Source organism: Pseudanabaena sp. UWO311, assembly GCF_006937785.1.
Lineage (GTDB): Bacteria > Cyanobacteriota > Cyanobacteriia > Pseudanabaenales > Pseudanabaenaceae > Pseudanabaena.
The window spans coordinates 177,384-199,821 of the sequence record NZ_SJEE01000005.1; the positions used below are offsets into that span (position 1 = coordinate 177,384).

A 22,438-nucleotide genomic window follows, 5' to 3' on the forward strand; every position below is an offset into this window, starting at 1 on the left:
TGGCGTTGCCATTTTTGAAAATCCACAAACTTAAACTGTCGCGAGTACAGGTTCTTCAAGTTTGGCTAGTCTCTCAGCTAGTAACTCCTCTAAAGTGACTAGAGCTTTAGAGAATCCTTTGATGCCTTCGTCAAGTTTCTCAGATGCCATCCGATCGCTTACGTGCATCGCCTCAAAAGTAGCTTTATCCATAGGGATCTTGACCACATCAGACTGAGATGCGATCGCGGGATCGAGTTTACGTACTAGTTCCCCTTGAGTATGATGCAGCTCATCCAGCAAAGCAGGAGAAATTGTTAATAAATCACAGCCTGCAAGTTCCACAATCTCGCCCATATTGCGAAAACTCGCACCCATAATTTCAGTTTTATACCCAAACTTTTTATAGTAGTTATAAATTTTTGAGACGGACAATACACCTGGATCTTCGGCGGCTGCATAGCCATCGCGACCCGTATCTTTTTTGTACCAATCAAGAATTCGTCCCACAAAAGGCGAAATTAACTTTACCCCCGCTTCGGCACAGGCGATCGCTTGGTGCAACCCAAACAATAAGGTCAAATTGCAATGAATTCCTTCTTTCTCTAGTGATTCCGCCGCTTTGATCCCCTCCCATGTTGACGCGATTTTGATCAAAATGCGATCGCGAGAAATACCATGAGCTTCATATTGCGAAATCAAATAATGTGCTTTTTCTAAAGTTGCAGCCGTGTCATAAGACAACCTTGCATCCACTTCTGTCGAAACTCGCCCTGGGATAGTTTGTAAAATTCTCATGCCAAATGCGATCGCCAAGCGATCGAAAGCCAAAGAAACCACTTGAGCAGGCTTAGCATCTTTGCCAAGTTCAGTTCTTGCTTCAAGGAGAGTTTCATCGACAATTTCTTGATATTGCGGCATTTGGGCAGCTGCCGTAATCAAAGAAGGGTTTGTGGTTGCATCTTGAGGTTTTACCATCTCAATTGCATGGATATCACCTGTATCGGCAACCACAACTGTCATTTCACGTAACTGATCGAGAAAACTTTTGGGCAAATCACTAGGCATAATATCCTCCATAGCGCCAGTCATTACTGGCTACCTTTGCTAGCCTATCTTAGCCTCAACTGCTTTGAGACTTTTGAAACCTTTAGAGTAATTACAAGATCAAAGAGTAAAAAGGTTGCTTGGCAACCCATTTACCCTTACAAAGCAAATAAGATTATTTGCTTTGATCTAACTCAAGCTTCATGACAATAGCTGTAAATAAAATTCAAACATTTAATAAAGTTTTGTTAAGAAAATCTCAAAGACTTTTTACTTTGCAAAGCAAAACTGTACATCTCAATTTATTGCAGCGCAAAGGATTGAGCAAAATAGAGACATTCTAAACAATTGTTACAAAGACTCTAGAGCGACACAAACGTAAATCTATAATTACGTCATCGTGGCTTAGGTTCTCTTATTAAAGCAGTACTTATCTCATTTATAGATTCAGCACTATGAGAGAACTAGCCTAATCGTTTAATCTACTTTGTCTTAACAGTCTGAGAGAGGAAAATTTACATGACAATGACTCCTCAAAAGCCAGACACAGAGGTAAAGGTATCGGTTGATCGTGACGTAGTACCTACTTCTTTCGAGAAGTGGGGACAACCTGGTCACTTTGATCGCACCTTAAAGAAGGGTCCAAAGACAACCACATGGATTTGGGATCTTCATGCCAATGTGCATGACTTTGACAGTTTCACAACCGAAGAAGATACTGCTCGTAAGATCTTCTCTGCTCACTTTGGGCATCTAGGTATTATTTTTATCTGGCTCAGTGGTATGTATTACCACGGCGCAAAATTCTCCAACTACACTGGTTGGCTTGCCGATCCAGTCAACATTAAACCCAGCGCTCAAGTGGTCTGGAATGTTGTCGGTCAAGATATCTTGAACGGCGATGTTGGCGGCGGTTTCCAAGGTATTCAAATCACTTCTGGTTTGTTCCACCTTTGGAGAGCATCTGGTATCACCACGGAGTATCAACTCCTCTGCACCGCAATTGGCGGTTTGGTGATGGCTGGTTTAATGTTCTTCGCTGGTTGGTTTCACTACCACAAGGCAGCTCCTAAACTTGAGTGGTTTAAGAATGCTGAATCGATGATGAACCACCACTTGGCTGGTTTACTCGGTTTGGGTTCACTCTCTTGGGCTGGACATCAGATCCATGTATCGATTCCTATCAACTATTACCTTGATAAGGGCGTACCAGCGGATCAGATTCCTTTACCTCATGAGTTTATTTTCCATCCTGAGCTAATGGCAAAAATCTTCCCTAGCTTTGCTCAGGGTCTAACACCTTTCTTCACATTGAATTGGGGTGTTTATGCAGATTTCTTGACATTCAAAGGTGGATTGAATCCTCAAACTGGTTCTTTGTGGCTAACTGACCAAGCTCACCATCACCTTGCGATCGCGACACTTTTCATCATCGCTGGACACATGTACCGCACCAACTTTGGTATCGGTCACAGCATGAAGGAAATCCTTGAAGCTCACAAGGGACCTTTAACTGGCGAAGGTCACAAGGGTCTATACGAAATTTTGACCTCTTCTTGGCATGCACAACTAGCAGTTAACTTGGCTTTGTTGGGCTCATTGAGCATAATCGTCGCTCAGCATATGTACGCGATGCCTGCTTATCCTTACATTGCCACTAGCTACGCTACCCAAGTTTCGCTATTTACACACCACATGTGGATTGGCGGCTTCTGTATCTGTGGTGCTGCTGCTCACGCTGGCATTTTCATGGTTCGTGACTACGATCCTGCTAAGAATGTAAACAACTTGCTCGATCGCATGTTGCGCCAACGCGATGCAATCATCTCTCACCTTAACTGGGTATGTATCTTCCTTGGCTTCCACAGCTTTGGTCTTTACATCCACAACGACACTATGCGTGCATTGGGTCGTCCTCAAGATATGTTCTCCGATACCGCAATTCAGTTGAAGCCTGTCTTCGCTAACTGGGTTCAAGGTATCCATGCTGCTGCTGCTGGTTCAACTGCTCCTTACGCAACTTCTGGCGTTAGCCCCATCTTCGGTGGCGACACTCTTGTAGTTGGTGGCAAAGTTGCAATGGCTCACATGGCTCTTGGTACTGCTGACTTCTTGGTTCATCACATCCATGCGTTTACCATTCACGTTACTGTCTTGATCTTGCTGAAAGGCGTGCTTTATGCCCGCAGCTCTCGCTTGGTTCCAGACAAAGCTGAACTTGGTTTCCGCTTCCCTTGCGACGGTCCTGGTCGTGGTGGCACATGTCAAGTTTCGGCATGGGATCACGTATTCCTCGGTCTTTTCTGGATGTACAACTGTATCTCAGTTGTAATCTTCCACTTCTCTTGGAAAATGCAGTCTGATATTTTCGGTACTGTTGACGCAAGTGGCACAATCACTAACATGGCTGGCGGTAACTTTGCACAGAGTGCATTGACCATCAACGGTTGGTTGCGTGACTTCTTGTGGGCTCAAGCTTCCAACGTTATTCAATCCTACGGTTCGGCATTGTCGGCTTACGGTTTGATCTTCTTGGGCGCTCACTTCATCTGGGCTTTCAGCCTTATGTTCCTGTTCAGTGGCCGTGGTTACTGGCAAGAACTAATTGAGTCAATCGTTTGGGCACATAACAAGCTCAACGTTGCTCCAGCTATTTCTCCTCGCGCTTTGAGCATCACTCAAGGTCGTGCTGTGGGTCTAGCTCACTACCTATTAGGTGGAATTGCCACAACTTGGGCATTCTTCCTAGCCCGTTACGGTGCACTTGGCTAATATTAACGGAGAAATTGAAGTAATTATGGCAACGAAATTTCCTAAGTTTAGCCAGGCTCTCGCACAGGATCCAACAACCCGTCGGATCTGGTATGCGATCGCCACAGCGAACGATTTTGAAAGTCACGATGGTGTTACTGAAGAAAGTCTTTACCAAAAGATTTTTGCTTCACACTTCGGTCATTTGGCAATCATCTTCCTGTGGACATCTGGCAACCTGTTTCACGTAGCGTGGCAGGGTAACTTCGAGCAATGGATTCAAAATCCTCTCACCACACGTCCGATCGCCCATGCGATTTGGGATCCTCACTTCGGTAAGGCGGCTGTTGAAGCATTCACTCAAACTGATGCTGCTGGCCCCGTAAACATCGCTTATTCGGGTGTTTACCACTGGTGGTACACCATCGGTATGCGTACCAACGCTGAACTATTTACTGGTGCTATCTGGATGCTAGTATTTGCATCGATTCTGCTTTTTGCAGGTTGGTTGCACTTACAGCCTAGTTTCCGTCCTAGCCTTTCTTGGTTCAAGAATGCTGAATCTCGTCTAAACCACCACTTGGCTGGTTTGTTCGGAGCTAGCTCTTTGGCTTGGACTGGTCACATGGTTCACGTTGCGATTCCTGAGTCTCGCGGTATTCATGTCGGTTGGGACAACTTCTTGAGCGTTCCTCCTCATCCAGCAGGGCTTGCGCCTTTCTTCACAGGCAACTGGGGCGTATATGCTCAGAATCCTGATACTGCAGGTCATGTGTTTGGTTCATCTCAAGGTGCTGGTACTGCAATCTTGACTTTCCTTGGTGGTTTCCATCCTCAAACTGAGTCTCTTTGGATGACTGACATCGCGCATCACCACTTGGCGATCGCTGTATTGTTCATCATTGCTGGTCACATGTACCGTACTAATTTTGGTATTGGTCACAGTATCAAAGAAATCTTGAATGCTCACAATCCTCCTAAAGGCACTCCTTTCGGCGGTGCGTTAGGCGCTGGACACAAGGGCTTGTATGACACAATCAACAACTCCTTGCACTTCCAACTAGGCTTGGCTCTTGCTTCTTTGGGTGTAATCACATCATTAGTCGCTCAGCACATGTACTCGATGCCTTCCTATGCGTTTATCGCTAAGGACTTCACCACTCAAGCTGCTCTATATACTCATCACCAATATATTGCTGGTTTCTTGATGGTCGGTGCATTTGCTCACGGTGCGATCTTCTTCGTTCGTGACTACGATCCTGAAGCTAACAAAGACAATGTGCTTGCACGTATGCTTGAGCACAAAGAAGCGATCATCTCTCACCTTAGCTGGGTATCTCTTTTCTTAGGCTTCCACACTCTTGGTATCTACGTTCATAACGATGTAATGCAAGCGTTTGGCACTCCAGAAAAGCAAATCTTGATCGAGCCTGTATTCGCACAGTGGATTCAAGCCGCTCACGGTAAGGCTCTCTATGGTTTTGATGTATTGCTTTCCAATGCTTCAAGCATTCCTTCAAATGCTGGTGCTGCTTGGCTACCTGGTTGGTTAGCTGGAATTAATGCTGGAGACAACTCGTTGTTCCTTCAAATTGGTCCTGGCGACTTCTTGGTTCACCATGCGATCGCTCTAGGTCTACACACCACCACCTTGATCTTGGTTAAGGGTGCGTTGGATGCTCGTGGATCTAAGCTTATGCCAGACAAGAAAGACTTCGGGTACAGCTTCCCTTGCGACGGCCCTGGTCGTGGCGGTACTTGCGATATCTCGGCATGGGATTCCTTCTACCTCGCTATGTTCTGGATGTTGAATACCATTGGTTGGACAACCTTCTACTGGCACTGGAAACACCTCGGTGTATGGCAAGGTAACGTTGCTCAGTTCAACGAATCCTCGGTCACCATCATGGGCTGGCTCCGTGACTACCTATGGCTCAACTCTGCTCAGTTGATCAATGGCTATAACCCCTATGGCATGAACAATATCTCTGTTTGGGCTTGGATGTTCCTCTTCGGACACCTAGTTTGGGCAACTGGATTCATGTTCTTGATCTCTTGGCGTGGTTATTGGCAAGAATTGATCGAAACCCTTGTATGGGCGCACCAACGCACACCTCTTGCAAGTTTGGTTCAGTGGAAAGACAAGCCTGTGGCTCTCTCCATCGTTCAAGCTCGTTTGGTTGGCTTGGCTCACTTCACGATTGGATACATACTCACGTATGCAGCCTTCTTGATCGCCTCAACAGCAACGGCTTTCGGTTAATCTAGCTTGCGAGTTAAATAAAAAATCCCTCACAGCAATGTGGGGGATTTTTTTGTAAAAGCTATAATATCTAATATTTATAAGAGTGGCGAATATGACAGCTATTCAAGACAAGTCAGATATTGTCCGTACAGAAAGAGGACTTAGTATTAATGGTACTCGGATTACTCTGTATGATTTGATGGATTATATTCATGCTGGTTATCCTGTAAAGTTAATTCGCAATTATTTTTTTATATTACTGATCAACAATTTAATGCAGCGATCGCCTATATTGAAAATCATCATGAGCAGGTTGAGGCGGAATATCAACAGATTTTGCAAGAATCTGTGGTAAATCGACATTATTGGGAAGAAATTAATAAAGAGAGATTTGCTCAAGTCACTAAACGCGATTCTAAACCTGAAAATAAAAAAGCATGGGAAAAACTGCAAAGTTGGAAAGCTAGACTAGCCACTGAGGCATGAAGTTTTTAATTGATTACAATCTCAAAGGTAAATCTTTAATCCTTTGGGATGTTGTTGCCTCTGAAGGTTGGCTGGAGCTAATACAAATTAAATTTCTGCAATTTGAGGATGTGGGTTTACCTCGTGATAGTAGCGATCTAGTTGTCTGGGATTTTGCTCAACAAAGTCAAATGATTTTGATTACTGCTAATAGAAATATGAAGGGAAAAACTTCTTTAGAGCAGACAGTTCGTGAAAGAAATACAGATATCAGTCTTCCAGTTGTGACCATTAGTAATGTGGATCGACTTGATGAGAAAGTGTATCGAGAAAAATGTGTGGCTAGTTTGATAGAAATTAGTCTTGATATAGATAACTATTTAAGGGCTGGTCGTATTTTTTATTCCTTAATTATTGTTAGTATCTTGAATTTTTATTTAGGATAAAGCTTACTAAAAATAGAGCCTATTAAATAACCATTTTGTCTTCATACTTTACAAGGTTTGCAGCACTCAAATATCTTGATGTATATGCTAGACTGCATAGCTAATTTGTCTAATACAATCCATCCTAGGCGCAAGAGTAATTGAAATTTATGAGAATGCGATCGCAAAGTCTTTTATCTTCTTTTGTGAATGTTGCGATCGCCGCAAATGTTTATACTTTTATTTCGCTAAGCTGGAGTACTCAAAACCATATCTTTGAGGCAAATGCTCAGGAAGTAAAGGTAAATTCTGCCAATAAATCAAATCCTAATCGTTTTTTATTCATAGATTTACAAAAACATTGGTCGCGCTTGTTTGTTGAAGGTTTATTGTCTCAGCCAGCTTTGAATGCTGCTTTAGTTAATCCTGATTCAATTAGCCAATTTCAGCCCGATCGCCCCATTACCCGCGCTGAACTTTCTAACTTGCTAGAGATCGCCTTTGCTAACCGCAATGCACCAAGAATTACCACAAGACTCAATGACTTTGCCACCAAAGCTGAAGTATTAGTGGCAATCTCCAGTCAGCTTAGTCTGAATAGCAAAGCTCACAAAACGCCTCAGACATATTTGCTATCAATGTATCGTGATGCCTTGAAAGTCCCTGACTATGCTATTCCTGCGATCGCAATACTTACCCAACAAGGCTTAGTCACTAATTATCCAGATCCTCGTGTTCTCGCACCTACTACGGCGATTACTAAAAGTGAACTTGTAGTACTTCTTTATCAAGCTCTGGCTTATCAAAAGAAATTGCCAGCTCTTGGCTCACTCTATACAATTAATCCCAATCGGCAACTGTGGGATCGTGAACTGATGCAAATAACTCGTCTCGAAGTTAGCATCAGCAAGCGCAAAGTTACTGCCTTTCATGGTGAAATCCCCTTAAAAACATATCCTGTAGCTGTTGGAAAGGAAGGCTGGAGCACCCCAATCGGCAATCACCGTGTTTTAGAGACTATTGAGTATCCTGCTTGGCAAAATCCTTTTACGGGTGACGTAATTCCTAGCAAAGATCCTGAAAATCCCTTAGGCGATCGCTGGATTGGCTTTTGGACAAATGGGAAGGATTGGTCTGGCTTTCATGGCACACCTAACCGCGCTTCGGTGGGCACAGCTGCATCTCATGGCTGTATCCGTATGTACAACGAAGATGTTCGCGAATTATTTAGCCAAGTGACCGTGGGAACTATAGTGAGAGTATCACCATAAAAAAGGGGGCGCTTTGCGTCCCCTTTTTTATTTTTTAAGCTTTTAAAACCCGCACTACAGTGGTTTGAGGCAAGCTACCTGCATTCAGCTCTAGAGTTGAGCCTTCAAGTTTACGCACACTATCAGGGGGCATGAGCGCGAGGAACTCATCTACCGATGCTAATTGGCAAGAATTACTGGATTTGTCAGTACGGTAATAAGTGGGGATGACAATTCGTGGATTAAGCTCTTGCACGATCGCCCTAGCTTCAACAGGAGAATAAGCTTTTAGTTGCATCGGATCTGTACCTTGAGCATTACCGCCAATCGGCAAAATCAAAACATCGGGACGACCCATTAAAATTCTTTGAGAGGCGGTGATAGGAGCTGCGGCTCCGCCTAAATGCAAGACAAAAATACCTGATTGTTTCCATCGCCATGCCACATTGCGTCCAAATCTGCGACCACCAATGCGATCGTGATCCATTGTAATGCCTTGAAGATTAATCCCCTTCAGGTTATAAGAACCTGGCTCAGACAAAACTCGAGTATCTTTGGGGAGGTTCTCCAAATATCCTTCGTCAAGCAGCCGAGAACTAATCAGGATATAGTCAGATTTTGCTGTAGGAGAAGTCAATTTGGCAGTACAACCAGCAGGACGAAAAGGATGTGTTAAAAAACTGACACTATCTCCTGAGATCAAGAATGACAGATGCCCCATCCACTGAAGTCTTAGGGTTGAATTCGTTTGTGAATTAGCTGCATCAGCAATGATTCCTGCGGTAAATGCTGATATTAGTCCACCTTGAGCGAGTCGAAGAATTTGTCTGCGGCGCATGTTGTTTAGTTAATTGATTATTTTGGGTTATGTGGAGAATGTTTTACAACGGTACTTAAATTATTAGACTATGACGCTTAATCCTTTTAGGAAGTTTCGCAGCAAGTCTTTGCCTGCCTCAGTTAAGATGCTTTCAGGATGGAATTGTACGCCTTGAACGTGAGGATATTGTTTATGTCGGACTCCCATGATTATGTCATCTTCAGTCCATGCTGTAACTTCAAGTACATCTGGACAGTTGTGACGATCAATAACCAAACTATGATAGCGAGTTGCCGTAAACGGATTGGCTAGTCCTGCCAAAATACCGACTCCAGTGTGATAAATTTGTGAGGTCTTGCCATGCATTAAGTAAGGTGCAGAGACAACTTTGCCACCATACATCAAACCCATACTCTGATGACCGAGACATACACCTAATATCGGAGTATTTGCATCCATTTCTCGAATAATATCTAGCGATACCCCCGCTTCTTCGGGACGACCAGGTCCTGGTGAAATTACGACTCCTGCAGGTCGAAGTTGTTTAACTTCTTCGATGCTTATTTCGTCATTTCGTTTAACTATAATTTCTCCTAATGTGGGGAATTCGGGTAATAATTCTCCAAGGTACTGTACAAGGTTATAGGTAAAGCTGTCGTAATTGTCGATAACGAGAATCATGTTTACAGGGCTTGTATTGCTTGTTTTTTGAAGCTTTGGACTTAATAGAGATCGCTAATTTTTTGCTTAAATTTAGCCTTATCAATTTAACATTCTTTATCAAGAATTCAGACCAGAAAAGATTATGAAACCAGTTTTGGGAGTTTTCGCGTCGGTCTTAAGTACTTCGGCACAATTAAAAAACAGAACCAAAACCTGTTCTGCCCGCTATGCGAGCAGAACAGGTTTTGGGTTTTTAATTGGGTCTATCTACTTATTAGTTGGTGTGAGTTATGCAGATGTGGCGATCGCGCAACTGCGTGAAAAGCCACCGCAAAAAGTGCAGATCCAGCAACAGATTGTTGTGCCACCCAATGAAACTGCCGATCAGCTTTTAGAGCGTGGTAATGCCTATGTGCGACTAGGGAATTTGGAAGGGGCGGTGGTGATTTTTCAAGCCGCGATTAAGAAAAATCCTGAACTCACGGCTGCACATTACAACCTCGGTCTGGCTTACGCACAGGGGGGCAAGCTCAAAGAAGCCATTCATTCTTTTCAACGGGCAACCAGGCTCGATCCAAAGTTTGCAATGGCTTTTAGCAATTTAGGTGCAGCACAGTTGCAGTCGGGAGATCCTAATCAAGCCATATCTAATTTACAAAAAGCCGTTCGTCTCGATCCCAAGCTCTCAGTCGCCTATTACAATCTGGGTCTGGCCTTTAAAGACAAAAAGGATATAAATAACGCGATCGCAAATCTCAATCAAGCTCTGAAGCTAAATCCTCAAGCTCCCGAAACGATTTATAACTTAGGTTTATTAATTCAAACTCAGGGTGATCTCTCAAAGGCAATATCCTACTATGCCAAAGCGTTGCAACTGAATCCCGAATATGCAGAGGCTTATTACAATTTGGGAGCGGCTTTATTAATTCAAGGTGAAACGGAAAAGGCGATCGGGCAACTGCGTAATGCTTTGCAATTCCGTAAAGACTATGCTGAGGCTCATTACACACTTGGAGTTGCACAGGTAAGGGCTGGACAAAAGCAAGATGCAATTCAATCTTTTATTCAAGCTCAAGCTTATTTTAATCAGCAAAAAAATCTTCAATGGGCTCAACAAAGCGATCGCCAAATTAAGCGATTACGCAGCATTTAAAAAACCAAAAAGGTCGTGCTTTGCACAACCTTTTTGGTTAGGGAACGCCCCAGATGTGGATATTGCAGTCTTCGCCACCACTAACTAAAGTTTGTCCATCTTGGCTGAGAGCGATCGCATTGATCAGATTGATATGTCCATTGAGGATCTGAATTGGTTCACCTGTTTCTAGGTTCCACACGCGAATTTCCTTATAGCTAGCACTAATTAAGGTTTTGCCGTCACGACTAATAACTAGAGACTTGACCCAACCCCAATGTCCTTCTAAAGTCCGTACAGCTTTGCCAGTGTGCAAATCCCAGACCTTGATGCGGGTATCGAGACTACCACTTACAAGGGTGCGCCCATCTGGACTAATAGCAAAGGATAGAACTCGCGCCGAATGTCCGATAAATTCCCAGAGTTGTTTGCCAGAAATTAAGTCCCATACCCGAATCGTTGTATCCCAACTGCAACTAGCGATTGCTTTGCCATCAGGACTTAATGCAACGGAATCTACAAGGCTTGTGTGACCGCGCAGAGTGCGAATTTCTGTACCCGTTTTGATATCCCAAAGCTTAATCGTGGTGTCTTGGCTGCCTGTAACTAAAGTTTTGCCATCGGGTGTAATTGCTACCGAATTTACGTAGCCGATATGCCCTGTGAGCGTTAGCAGTTCTTTGCCCGATCGCGCATCCCAGAGTTTAATCGTTTTATCGCGACTACCACTAGCTAAGATGCGACCATTAGCACTGAGGGCAATGGACGTAACAATATGGTTATGACCGCGAATCGTACCAATCTGCTTATGTTGAGTTCTGTCTTTACCTAAATCCCAGACCTTGATGCTGAAGTCTGCACCAGCGCTATATAAAATCCTGCCATTGACTGACAATGCAAGAGAAGCGATCGCATCGGCATGACCTTGCAAAGTATCGACGATATCAAATAGGTGATATTGACTATATTCGGCTAATACTTTACGGATATGAGATTCAGGTCTGCGCCAAAGTAATAAAAGAGCTGTGCGCTGTACTTTGAGCGATTCATCTTCTAAACCGTGCAAAACCAAGTTCAAACCTGTTTCGCCATAGTTGAGGGCTTCAGTAAGTGCAGCAATTCTGGGTGCGATCTCGGGACTGCTTAATCTGCGTTTCACCCCTTCCAAACCACCTAGCACTACAGCACCAAGCGGCGGTGGTACTTGACCTCCGAGAACTGCATCCTGCGCGGTTGGCTTCAGCTTGGCAATCATCAGCTCATGGTTAAGGAAGCGTCACTTATAATTCTGTAAAGGTAACAGCACAAGTGTTTGTGCCTTCGCCCATGCCTTTGTGATAAAAGGTCAGCTTGTAATTAGGAAATTTCTTGGATTTTTGCACCATGTCGGATGCTACGAGTAACAAATGGCGATCGCTAGCTGGCAAATGGAGCAATCCACGCTTAATCCCATTTTTTACACCATCTTCTAGGGTGTTAGTCAGCCGCGCAATTACCTTGTCTAACTCAAGGCGATCGATGACAATCTCTTCTACAGGCTCATGTTCCGTAGAAGTATTTAGTTCTGGCATGATAAATATTTCTGTAACTTTGTTTTGTGGATAGGCGGCGCAAAGCCGCCTATCTTGATTTTGTTACTAGCTAACTTTGGCTAAGGCTTCTTCTAGTGAATGCTCAATGTCAGAAAGTTGATATTCCCCATAAACTTCGCAGGAGTTATTTGGGCTTTCAATCAACTTAATACTGTGCAACTTTGCGCCGATGTCACGAATTGGCTGAGTCAAAACTTTTTGAATATAGACTGCAATATTTTCGGCAGTTGGGACAACTTCAGCAAAGTAAGGAATATCTTTATTCAAGAAAGTATGATCCATCGGATCAAGGATATGTAGATCTAAAGCTTTTTGAAAATCGCTCAAATCGGCAATCATTCCAGTTCGTGGATCAATCTCGCCAGCAATAGAAACTTCTAAATGGTAATTATGTCCATGCCCATGCACACGAGCACATTTGCCATAGATTGCAGTATTTTCTTCGAGAGAAAGTGTGTCCAGTGCGAGGCGATGGGCGGCAGAAAAGTGAGTACTAATCGTTAAATATGCTTGCATGTCGTTACCTTTGTAATCAGCCCAGAGTTCAGGTTGTTCGTATAAGCGAATATTGACCAATGGCAGGTATGGTTCTAAACGCTGCCAAATCACACGGGCAATATTTTCAGTGGTGGGAAGAGTTGCATCGAACTCCTCCCATACTTGGTTGAGATAGGAAAAATTTAATTGCGACGTAACTTCACGGGCAATGGTGTACTTAACGTCAGAAAGATTTAGCACCATGCCAGTGTTATCAATCTCTCCTTGCATCCCAACGTACAAGACATAGTTATGTCCATGAGGTGGAAAGTTTGTACATAAGCCGAATTTGGCTTGATTTTCCTCGTCTGGAATTTCGGGTAGCCAGTAGCGATGACTGGCTGAAAACTCAGCACGGCGATTAATTACACATTTAGCCATCAGGAATTAGCCATTAAAAACAAGGCTTAGTGAATTGTAAATTTCTCTTAATACGTTAACATTTTCAGCGATCGCTTCGTGACTCAGTATATTTGCGGCAAGGAAGAAGATTCACTGGTTTATGAGGCGATCGCTGATGGATTGAGTCAAGTTTTAGGATTGCGTCTCGAAGTTGAAGATTCCCTGATAAATTTCTATCGACAAGACAATGGGGAAAAGTTGTTAATCCCTAGCGAGCTATTTGCGGCTTTGCAGGAACAAACTCAGCGTGCTGAGTCTGCGGAGGAACGAGCTAGACTTGCTGAATTAGAGGCTCAAAAATTGCGCGATCGCTTAGCTACATTAGGTATCGAACCATAAATGATTTCATCACCATATACCACCTGTAGGGGTTTAGCATTTGCGCCACTATTTTCAAACTCACCACGAAAATCTCGATCCGCAAATGCTAAACCCTCTTCGCTTACACCGATAAATTGTCCCTACGTTGTGAGGTTTAGGGCATAGCATTCCCATAGGTTGGGAATCTGAGAATTTATAAATTTCTGCGGGAATGCTATGCCCCTACAGCTATTTATCGTAAAATCAATCTAAAAATTTGGGAATAGCTGCTATGACCTCTACGGCAAAAAACTTTGCTGGTCAAAACTTGCGGGGGCGATCGTTTAAGGGGCAAGATCTCTCAGGAGCAGACTTTAGCGGCGCGGATCTAAGGGGTACAGATTTTACAAATGCGATTTTGAGAGAGGCAAATTTCTCAAAAGCTGAGACAGGAGTGCAGCAGCAGTGGTTAGCTTTTCAGCTAGTTCTGTCACTTGTAATGTCATTTTTATCAAGTGTTTTTGCAGTCTTTTCTAGCTTCTGGATATTCGGTTTCTTTACTTCTAGTTCTATTGATTCCTACACAATCGCTCCTGGAATATTAATCGTACTCGCTTTGGCTGTGACGTTTTTTGCAATTGTCCGTCAAGGTTTCACCTTAATGGCTTTTGGGACTATAGCATTGGCTTTAGCTTTGGCTGCAACTTTAACTTTGGCTGTATTTTGGACTAGAGAGGGGAGTCATGTTGTATCTTTTATGACTTTGACTGGGGCTTTAGCTGGGGCAGGGTCTTTGGTTCTGTCAGTGATTGTAGCTGTGACTTTGGCTTTGTCTGAAGCAGTATCTTTGGTTGGGGCAGTATCTTTAGCTGCGTCACTGGCTGGAGCCGTCTCTGTGGCTTTGGTTGGGGCTATATCTATGGGTGGGGTTGTGTCTATATTTCTAAGTTTTACTATCGTTACTTCTTCTAATTTGTTTAAGGCTTTGGCTGTATCTTTAGGTGGGGTTGGGATTACAATGCTACTAAGTATTTATGTTGCTTAGCGTGCTTTAAAAGGCGATCCCAAATTTAATATATTGCTAAAGTTTAGTGTAGCCTTTGCCAGCATTGGTGGGACGAGTTTTCGTGGTGCAGATTTACGGAATGCTAATTTTACGCAAGCAAATTTGAAAAGCAGTGACTTCCGTAATTATCGCGACCAGAATATTCCCAAAAATACAGATCTAGCTCACACTCTTTGGAATCAATCCAAAAAACTAGATCGCGCAAGAGTTGGACAATCAATTCTATCCAACCCTGAAGTACGTGAACTATTGGTAACAGGCAAACCCAACCCAAGCAAATCCTACGAAGGCTTAAACCTGCGCGGTGCAAATCTTGACGGTGTTTATTTAGAAAATGTCAACTTCAAACGCGCCATTCTCAGTGAAGCCAGTTTCCGTAATGCAAATCTCGAATGGGTAAACCTCACCGAAGCCCAAGCAATTGGCACAGATTTCACAGGCGCACAAATGACAGGCGTTTGTCTAGAAGGTTGGAGCTATGACCACACCACTAAACTCGATGATGTCGATTGTCGCTTTGTCTTCGAGCTAGAGCATCCCAACACCAAAGGCAGCCGCGAACGCCGTCCCCACGATCCTAACAAAGAATTTGAAGAAGGTGACTTTACCAAACGCTACAGCGAAACTCTCAATGTTTTGCAGTTACTGATTCGCAACGGCATCAACCGCGAAGCCTTCATCGCTGCATGGGAAAAACTTACAGAAGAATATCCAGATCTAAATCCTGACGATATTCAAGAAATCAAGAAAAAAGGTCAAGATGTCGAATTAACGGTAGCCGTTCCAGAGGATACGGATAAAGGTAAATTTGAGCATAATTTCGATCTTGGTTACGAAACCAAACTCAAGGAAATTGAGGCAAAATATCAAGCTCAATTAGAATCTAAGGATGCGATGTTCCTCCTTCAGAAGCAAAGCATAACCGATATCAAAGAAATTCTTCAAATAGCAAAATCATCTAACATTAACGTTAGTCCAACCTTTCAAAATGAGGCTAAATCAGTGGCAGAGCAAAATCCCGTAACAATCAAAGCAGGTCGAGATATTTCTGGTAACGTGATCAACCTTGGCGAAATTAAAGGCAATGTCACCAATGCGATTAACCAAATCCCGAACAAAGCAGACAGTGGCGATATTAAAACTCTCTTAACTCAACTGCAAGAAGTCATTAGCGCCGACAAAGATCTTGCCGATGAAGATAAAGCCGATGCTCTTGAACAAGTCGAAAATCTTGCCAAAATTGCCCTTCACGACAAGCCTGAAGAAAAATCAACCCTTGCCAGCAAAGTGATCAGAGCCTTAAAACGCATCATCGACAACATTCCCACGATCGCCAAAATTGTCGAAACCGTGAGCAAAGTTTTCGGTGTATAGACAATCCTAAAGATCCCCGACTTTTTTTGTGACAAGCAAAAGTTATCTTTGCTAACAAAGAAAAAGTCGGGGATCTGGGAAGTGGGGATCTGGACATTCACAGATTTCTTTCTTTTGCCTTTACTTAACCTACATCTAAGATTGATCGCGCTATTATTAACGTGATTTCGAGCAACAATGGAAAAACATTATGGTGGACTTATTATTTAGCTTTGTGATCGGTGCAGGTGTCTTCTTTGGCATCGGTAGTTCGTCATTTAAAATAGTTAACCAAGGCGAAGAAGCACTGGTTGCCTCGTTTGGTAAATACAAACGAAAACTGCCTGCTGGTCCCCATTTTATCTTGCCCTTTATTGATACCGTCAGCTACAAGGGATCGATCAAGGAGCAGGTACTAGATATTCCACCACAGCAATGTATTACCCGCGATAACGTGGCAATTACTGCCGATGCAGTGATTTATTGGCGGGTCGTTGACATGGAAAAAGCCTTTTATCGTGTAGAAAATTTGCGTCAAGCGATGGCAAATATCGTCTTGACTCAGATTCGTGCCGAATTAGGTAGCTTAGAGCTTGACGAAACTTTCACGGCAAGAAACAAAATTAATGAAGTTCTATTACGGGACTTAGATGATGCTACCGATCCTTGGGGCGTGAAGGTAACAAGGGTCGAGTTGCGGGACATCTTACCTGCAAAAGCTGTGCAGGAAGCTATGGAAATGCAAATGACAGCGGAGCGCAGAAAAAGGGCTGCAATTCTTAATTCAGAAGGTGAGCGCGAAGCTGCCGTTAATCAAGCGAAGGGCTTGGCTGAGTCGCAGTTACTTAATGCTGAAGCTTCTCAAAAATCTGCCATTTTAGAAGCAGAGGGGCAGAAGCAGTCACGAATTTTACGTGCTGAAGCGGAGCGCCAAGAGCAGGTGTTAAAAGCTCAAGGGACATCTCAGGCTATGCAAGTGTTATTGCAGTCTATGAAAGGTAATCCTCAAGCAAACGAGGCTCTACAATTTTTGTTAGCTCAGAACTACATCGCGATGGGAACGACCATTGGCTCCAGTGGCAGTAGCAAAGTGATGTTTATGGATCCGCGATCGCTGCCTTCAACTCTAGAAGGGCTTAAATCAATTGTTGATAGTCCAGAGGCTGGAGATTGGACTAAATAAAAAAAGGCTCGCAAAGCGAGCCTTTTTTTATTTATACCGATGGACTAATGGGAATGCGCTTGAGCATGTGATATTTACAGCCTGCGGCAAGAATATGTACTCGCAAGTTATGGATTGTTAAAGGTGCAGCACCACTAACCCATAGTTGATTGCTGTAGGAAACCTCACCAGGATCGACTACGGTGACAGTCCCACGTCCTAGAACTCGCATAGTATTGTTTGGCTCAAAAATTGCCACTGTATCTTCATCGATACCGATGCCAATTTTGTCAGGATGTGCAGCGATCGCAGTCATTAGACGAGCCATGCGATTACGGTTATGAAAATGCTGATCAACAATAATTTCAGGCAGTATATTTAAGCCAGTACTCATGTTTACGAGTTCTTTGTGAGGTGACTCGCCACTACTGCCTCCTGAAATCATGTGATAGCCCATAGCCGCAGCACCAGCACTTGTGCCAGCTAAAACCATCCGATGTTGATCTATGCGCTTGGCGATCGTGATTGCAAAGGGAGTATCAGCAATCAAGCCACATAAACGCAACTGGTCGCCACCAGTCATGAAAATGCCTGTAAACCGATCTACTAGAGCCTCGGCTTCGGGATAGTCATCATGAGGACGTTCACGAATATCTAATACTTCAACTACACTTGCACCGAGTTCAGTAAAAATATCATGATAAATTCTCCCGATAATATCAGGTTCTCTTGAGGCGCATGGAATTATAGCAATGCGAGCTTGGGAGCCACCAGAACTTTCTACAAAGGCTTTGAGAATTTTGCGGTCTTGGACTTTATCCTCTCCACCACCAATTACCATTACCGCCGACTTAATAATTTGAGTCATGCCCCTATCTATTGCCACATCTTCATCTAAATTCAGCATATTAGCAGATTGGTCAACAAATTTTTTGAGGCGGTTGATTAGGCTAATGCCTTGACTCAGTTTTTGCTCTTGCTGACTCGCCAATGGTTTGTATAACCTCCATTGATGCTTACATGGTTAGCAATAAGGCTAAACCTTGTCAGATTGTATAACTTTTGTGCAGTTAAAGACTAGTATTTCGTCAATTCACCACAAAATAAGTGGAAGATTTGTTCTCCAATTTTGTAATAACTTAATCACTCTGCCAACATTCACGACTGACTAAATCACAAATACGATCGCGCAATAGATATTGATTGTTTTCTAGTTCACGTTCGATTTGACACCATTCGCGATCGCGAAAGAAACGACAAAGAGTATGAATGGGTTGACTTCGTGTGAGTCTTCCGCTTTCGAGTAAATGTCTTGCTTCGTCTTGAATAGCGCTGATGGAATAATAAAGTGAGTGCAACATAACCAAACCCTCTGTATAGGCTTTTGCTTAATAATTTGCTTGATGCTTTGATATTATCTAAAAATAATCTGTGTCTGTGACGTAGAATACATACTCTAATTATCTTCTCACGGAGTTTTAGTTAATACATAAAAGTAAATGAAACTCAAAAGAAAAAAATATTTCTTGTTAATTACCTCAGCATAATTAAAAACCCAGAGCCAAAATCTGTACCGCCCGCTACGCGGGCGGTACAGATTTTGGGGTTTTATATTTGGTCATGCCTAGCTACGTAGAAAAAAAAGCGGCGCTTTTTTTTCTACACTTTCTGGACGAAGGTTTTGCCGAGGAGTCCTTGTGGTCGGACAAGTAGGACGATAAATAGTAAAGCAAAAGCTACGGCATCTTTGTATGCTGACTGATCGGATGGTACAAAAGACTCCGCGAGTCCTAAGATAATCCCCCCAACGACGGCTCCAGGAATATTGCCCAGTCCACCTAGGACGATTACCGCTAGCCCTTTTAAGCCAAAGCCGATGCCAAAATAGGGACCAGAAATACTGACACTGGAGCCAACTAGAGTTCCTGCTAGTCCGCCCAAGAAGCCTGACACAAAAAAGGTAAGCAGAATGAAAAAATCGGTATTTATGCCCAAAAGACTAGCGGTGGTAGCATCTTCAGCTACGGCTTTCATCGCTTTGCCTAGCTTGGTGAAGTTAATCCCATAGGTGAGAATTGCTAAAATGATACCTGACACACCAAAAATGACTATTTGGACGGTGCGAATGTTAATTGGTTTGTCGATTGTGCCAAAATTTATTGCTGGTGGTAGGTTGCCATAAATATTGGCGGGGAAGTTATAACTCTCGGCTCCAACAAAATATTGAATCGTATTGACGATGACTACAGCTACGCCCAAACTAGAAACTAAGGTGAGCAATGGATCGGCTTTGCGATCGCGTAGTGGGCGGAAGGCAATCCGCTCGATCAGGATACTTACACATCCAGCGAGAATACTGCTGATGAAAATGGCAACAAAAAAGGGTAAATGCAGTTCTTTAGGTAAGGATAAGTTGGCAAGTATGCCATTAAATCCAAATGCACCGCCACAGAGGACATAAGTAAAATATGCTCCGAGCGTAAACACAGCACCGTGAGCAAAGTTAATGATTCCTAAAATCGAGAATACTAATGTGTAGCCAAGGGCAAAGATGGCGTAGACACTGCCAATCGACAAGCCATTTAAAAACTGCTGTAAAAATACCGAAAAGTCCATGCGAGGTTTTATGGGTTTTTTAAAAAATTCTACACTTGCGATCGCAACTATCGCCATAGCCGTAACAGTCACACCAGCAATATCAGCAGTTACCACGCTCAATCGTCCCCATGCAGCAGCAAAAAAATCTCAAGATAAATCTCAGGATTTAGTTGCTACTAATGGCTCGTCTGAACCAATTCAACTGCCCGATACAGGCGCACAGAATGATAGCTGGAGTTGTGGACCTAATTCGGCGGCGCGGATATTACGTTATTACGGTCATGATGTTAACTATGCAACAGTTCGAGCCGCGACTGACAAAAAACTATTTTTGCCACAAAAATTCCGTAATCCTTTAAATAATCAATGGGTTGAGGTGCGAACTGGTACGCCGCCGCAGACCTTGCAACAGGTGATGCAACGATGGGAAGGCGATCGCGTCAGGAGATCCCCACAAACTAACTTTAATAAGTTAATTAAGCTAGTGCAATCAGGTAAACCTGCGATCGCCTTGGTGCGCGTTGGCGGTTTATCAATCCCCTATATTGGCTCGATCCCTTATCTACACTGGATTGTAGTTACAGGAGCCGATTCCCAAAGCCAACAAATTACTTATACAGACACTAATAGCCAAACTTATGTTTTGTCATACCAAGATTTTCAGACAATGTGGAATTTAGGCTTGGATCGAGATGTAAGTGGTGCGATCTCCAGTGTCCTCAAAAGTAATGGTGTAGAAGCAAGAACAATTGTGTGGGTAGACAAATAGATTTACGCCGTTCGACTCATCATATTAAAGTGACCAAGCAAATACGATAAATAATTGAGATCTACAATTTGATGGGTTTCCTTGCTAAAGTCATTGGTGTGGTGTGATGGATCAAGACTCAGCTCTTCTAATTTGTTCTTCTAATTTATAAACCTACTGCTCATTCTCATTTCTGCTTTACTAACCCATAACTTTTGATGGCAGAAACAAGCTAAAAGCAATATTAACTATGATCAAAACCGCAATTACGAAGATCGCGCTAGTAGGATTTCTTCCGCTAATATGCAGTCTCGCTCCTGCTCTTGACCCGATCGCCTTAGCTCAAACTTCATCGACTGCGACCAATGAGATTACTCCAAAAATTTCTCAGAGTGATCCACTAGCCAATACACCAATCAAGTTGGTTGAACGCGCTAACTCTCTTAGAGAGCAAAATCAACTTGATCGCGCCCTTGCTCTGTACCGCCAAGCGATCGCGGAGAGTCCAGAGTTAGTGCCTGCTTACTATGGATTGGGTGTAACATTGCGCCAAAAGGGGGATATCCAAGGTGCAATCGAAGCTCACCGCCAAGCGATTTTAATCGATAAAAGCTATACACCTGCATATTACGGGTTGGGGATTGCCCTTTATCAAAAAGGTGATGCTAATGGGGCAATTGATGCTTATAACCAGTTTGTGCAACTTAGCAAGGCAGACACTAACCTTGCGCCTGTTTATTACAATTTGGGGTTGGCGTATGAACGCAAAAATAATATTCAGGGAGCGATCGATTCTTTTCGCAAGGCGATTGAGTTTGATCCTAAATATGCTCTTGCCCATAACGGGCTAGGAACTGTTCTGCGTCGTCAAGGCAATCGTCAAGAGGCGATCGCATCTTATCGCAAGGCGATCGAGCTTGCTCCGCAGTATGCAGTAGCCCATTTTGCACTGGGAATTTCGCTGTATGAAGATCGTGACTATGCAGGATCAATCGATGCTTATAAACGGGTAACTGCGATTGATCCAAATTTCCCGAATGTTTATTACAATCTTGGCTTAGCATACAACCAACTCGATGATCGGCAAAAGGCGATCGCGACTTTCCGCAAAGCATCCGAACAAGATCCTCGCAATGCCGATATCTATGCGGCTCTAGGTAGCGCTCTGTTGCGCGAAGGAAATATTCCTGAAGCAACGGAAGCCTTTAAGCGTAGTACAGAAATCAATCCGAGGGTTGCTAGTACTTTCAATGGTTTAGGGCTTGCTCTGCGTCGGCAAGGCGATCTCGAAGGGGCGATCGCTGCCTATGAGAAATCGATCTCAATTAATCCTAGATATGCGGCGGCTTACAACAATCTTGGGCGGGTTTTGTCAGATCAAAACCGTAACTCTGAGGCAATTACTGCGTTTCGTCAGGCGGTTGCGATTGACACCAAGAATGCGGTGGCTTATAGCAATCTCGGCAATTTATTGCGTGCTCAGGGCAATAGTGATGAGGCGATCGATGCTTTCCAAAAAACTATTGCGATCGGTAAAGAAGACTTATGGGTGGACTATACCAGTTTGGGGCTTGCCTACGCCGATCGAGGACGACTCGGTGAAGCTCAAACTGCCTATTTCAAAGCACTATCTTTAAATCCCACTTTTGCTAAGGCACATTTCGGATTAGGGGCTTTGTATACGCTGAAGGGTGAAGTAAGTAATGCGATTCGCTCTTATCAAGAAGCCCTGAAGTTATACGAAGAAAATCGTGATGCCGAATGGATTAAGCGCACCCAACAGGCAATCCAAGCCTTGCAGGGAATTACATAAAAACAGGCTGTGCTTGGCACAGCCTGTTTTTATGTGTTAAGTGACACTCAAATCGTTAAACTGTGATTCTAGTCGCGATGTGCGCGACCA

General features: G+C 43.5%; 20 protein-coding genes and 1 pseudogene. 12 read left to right on the forward strand and 9 right to left on the reverse strand.

The genetic code is table 11. From position 1 onward, the window contains the following. Positions 1–30: 30 nt before the first annotated feature. On the reverse strand, positions 31–1,071 hold the full coding sequence (locus tag PseudUWO311_RS06620) for a transaldolase (RefSeq protein WP_223807470.1): 1,041 nt from the start codon (positions 1,069–1,071) through the stop codon (positions 31–33). A gap of 474 nt (positions 1,072–1,545) precedes the next feature. Here PseudUWO311_RS06620 and psaA point away from each other — a divergent pair, with 474 nt between their 5' ends. From psaA to PseudUWO311_RS24330, 5 genes and pseudogenes are all read left to right on the forward strand, one after another. Beyond that, a complete protein-coding gene (gene psaA, locus PseudUWO311_RS06625) occupies positions 1,546–3,798 on the forward strand; it encodes a photosystem I core protein PsaA (protein WP_142654406.1) in 2,253 nt (750 codons plus the stop codon). Positions 3,799–3,823: 25 nt separating this feature from the next. Continuing rightward, complete coding sequence (gene psaB, locus PseudUWO311_RS06630; RefSeq protein ID WP_142654407.1) at positions 3,824–6,040, forward strand: photosystem I core protein PsaB; 2,217 nt, start codon at positions 3,824–3,826, stop codon at positions 6,038–6,040. 94 nt (positions 6,041–6,134) lie between these two features. Beyond that, positions 6,135–6,508 (forward strand): annotated as a pseudogene (locus tag PseudUWO311_RS24840) (DUF433 domain-containing protein). Further along, positions 6,505–6,933 carry a DUF5615 family PIN-like protein gene (locus PseudUWO311_RS06640; RefSeq protein WP_142654408.1) on the forward strand — a complete coding sequence of 143 codons (429 nt, stop codon included), beginning with the start codon at positions 6,505–6,507 and terminating at the stop codon, positions 6,931–6,933. Before PseudUWO311_RS24840 ends, PseudUWO311_RS06640 begins: the two are co-directional and overlap by 4 nt. A 149-nt stretch (positions 6,934–7,082) precedes the next feature. After that, a complete protein-coding gene (locus PseudUWO311_RS24330; protein ID WP_142654409.1) occupies positions 7,083–8,183 on the forward strand; it encodes a L,D-transpeptidase in 1,101 nt (366 codons plus the stop codon). A gap of 34 nt (positions 8,184–8,217) precedes the next feature. Here the strand turns inward: PseudUWO311_RS24330 and PseudUWO311_RS06650 are convergent, their stop codons facing one another. After that, a complete protein-coding gene (locus tag PseudUWO311_RS06650; RefSeq protein ID WP_142654410.1) occupies positions 8,218–9,000 on the reverse strand; it encodes an MBL fold metallo-hydrolase in 783 nt (260 codons plus the stop codon). A gap of 63 nt (positions 9,001–9,063) precedes the next feature. Then, the gene (locus PseudUWO311_RS06655; RefSeq protein ID WP_142654411.1) at positions 9,064–9,663 is read right to left on the reverse strand and encodes an anthranilate synthase component II; all 600 of its coding nucleotides are present in this window, start codon (positions 9,661–9,663) and stop codon (positions 9,064–9,066) included. 124 nt (positions 9,664–9,787) lie between these two features. Here PseudUWO311_RS06655 and PseudUWO311_RS06660 point away from each other — a divergent pair, with 124 nt between their 5' ends. Continuing rightward, positions 9,788–10,798 (forward strand): tetratricopeptide repeat protein, encoded by a 1,011-nt coding sequence (locus tag PseudUWO311_RS06660; RefSeq protein WP_142654412.1) that lies wholly within the window; start codon positions 9,788–9,790, stop codon positions 10,796–10,798. Between the two features lie 37 nt (positions 10,799–10,835). Here the strand turns inward: PseudUWO311_RS06660 and PseudUWO311_RS06665 are convergent, their stop codons facing one another. The 3 genes from PseudUWO311_RS06665 to PseudUWO311_RS06675 all read right to left on the reverse strand — a co-directional run bounded on the left by PseudUWO311_RS06665 (position 10,836) and on the right by PseudUWO311_RS06675 (position 13,287). After that, complete coding sequence (locus PseudUWO311_RS06665) at positions 10,836–12,032, reverse strand: WD40 repeat domain-containing protein (protein ID WP_142654413.1); 1,197 nt, start codon at positions 12,030–12,032, stop codon at positions 10,836–10,838. 25 nt (positions 12,033–12,057) lie between these two features. Further along, complete coding sequence (locus tag PseudUWO311_RS06670; RefSeq protein ID WP_142654414.1) at positions 12,058–12,348, reverse strand: hypothetical protein; 291 nt, start codon at positions 12,346–12,348, stop codon at positions 12,058–12,060. Between the two features lie 66 nt (positions 12,349–12,414). Next, complete coding sequence (locus PseudUWO311_RS06675) at positions 12,415–13,287, reverse strand: 6-carboxytetrahydropterin synthase (RefSeq protein WP_142654415.1); 873 nt, start codon at positions 13,285–13,287, stop codon at positions 12,415–12,417. A gap of 78 nt (positions 13,288–13,365) precedes the next feature. On the opposite strand from PseudUWO311_RS06675, the gene PseudUWO311_RS06680 reads away from it, so the two are divergent. The 4 genes from PseudUWO311_RS06680 (at position 13,366) to PseudUWO311_RS06695 (ending at position 17,210) form a co-directional block, all read left to right on the forward strand. Then, entirely contained in the window at positions 13,366–13,647 is a 282-nt protein-coding gene (locus tag PseudUWO311_RS06680; protein ID WP_142654416.1) for a hypothetical protein, read from the forward strand. A gap of 253 nt (positions 13,648–13,900) precedes the next feature. Continuing rightward, a complete protein-coding gene (locus PseudUWO311_RS06685; protein ID WP_142654417.1) occupies positions 13,901–14,653 on the forward strand; it encodes a pentapeptide repeat-containing protein in 753 nt (250 codons plus the stop codon). A gap of 33 nt (positions 14,654–14,686) precedes the next feature. Next, positions 14,687–16,048: a pentapeptide repeat-containing protein gene (locus tag PseudUWO311_RS06690; RefSeq protein WP_142654418.1), complete on the forward strand. Its 1,362-nt coding sequence runs from the start codon at positions 14,687–14,689 to the stop codon at positions 16,046–16,048. 190 nt (positions 16,049–16,238) lie between these two features. Then, positions 16,239–17,210, forward strand: a complete 972-nt coding sequence (locus PseudUWO311_RS06695) for an SPFH domain-containing protein (RefSeq protein WP_223807472.1) — start codon at positions 16,239–16,241, stop codon at positions 17,208–17,210. A 31-nt stretch (positions 17,211–17,241) separates the two neighbouring features. Here the strand turns inward: PseudUWO311_RS06695 and PseudUWO311_RS06700 are convergent, their stop codons facing one another. The 3 genes from PseudUWO311_RS06700 to PseudUWO311_RS06710 form a co-directional block, all read right to left on the reverse strand. After that, positions 17,242–18,180 carry a cyanophycinase gene (locus tag PseudUWO311_RS06700; RefSeq protein ID WP_190303417.1) on the reverse strand — a complete coding sequence of 313 codons (939 nt, stop codon included), beginning with the start codon at positions 18,178–18,180 and terminating at the stop codon, positions 17,242–17,244. Between the two features lie 148 nt (positions 18,181–18,328). Further along, a complete protein-coding gene (locus tag PseudUWO311_RS06705) occupies positions 18,329–18,550 on the reverse strand; it encodes a DUF4327 family protein (RefSeq protein WP_142654419.1) in 222 nt (73 codons plus the stop codon). Between the two features lie 298 nt (positions 18,551–18,848). Continuing rightward, the gene (locus tag PseudUWO311_RS06710; protein WP_142654420.1) at positions 18,849–19,805 is read right to left on the reverse strand and encodes a branched-chain amino acid ABC transporter permease; all 957 of its coding nucleotides are present in this window, start codon (positions 19,803–19,805) and stop codon (positions 18,849–18,851) included. A 10-nt stretch (positions 19,806–19,815) separates the two neighbouring features. Here PseudUWO311_RS06710 and PseudUWO311_RS06715 point away from each other — a divergent pair, with 10 nt between their 5' ends. Together PseudUWO311_RS06715 and PseudUWO311_RS06720 are read left to right on the forward strand one after the other, a co-directional pair. Next, positions 19,816–20,556, forward strand: coding sequence for a C39 family peptidase (locus tag PseudUWO311_RS06715; protein ID WP_190303418.1), 741 nt, complete (start codon positions 19,816–19,818; stop codon positions 20,554–20,556). 229 nt (positions 20,557–20,785) lie between these two features. Then, positions 20,786–22,348 (forward strand): tetratricopeptide repeat protein, encoded by a 1,563-nt coding sequence (locus PseudUWO311_RS06720; RefSeq protein WP_142654422.1) that lies wholly within the window; start codon positions 20,786–20,788, stop codon positions 22,346–22,348. Positions 22,349–22,438 lie beyond the last annotated feature (90 nt).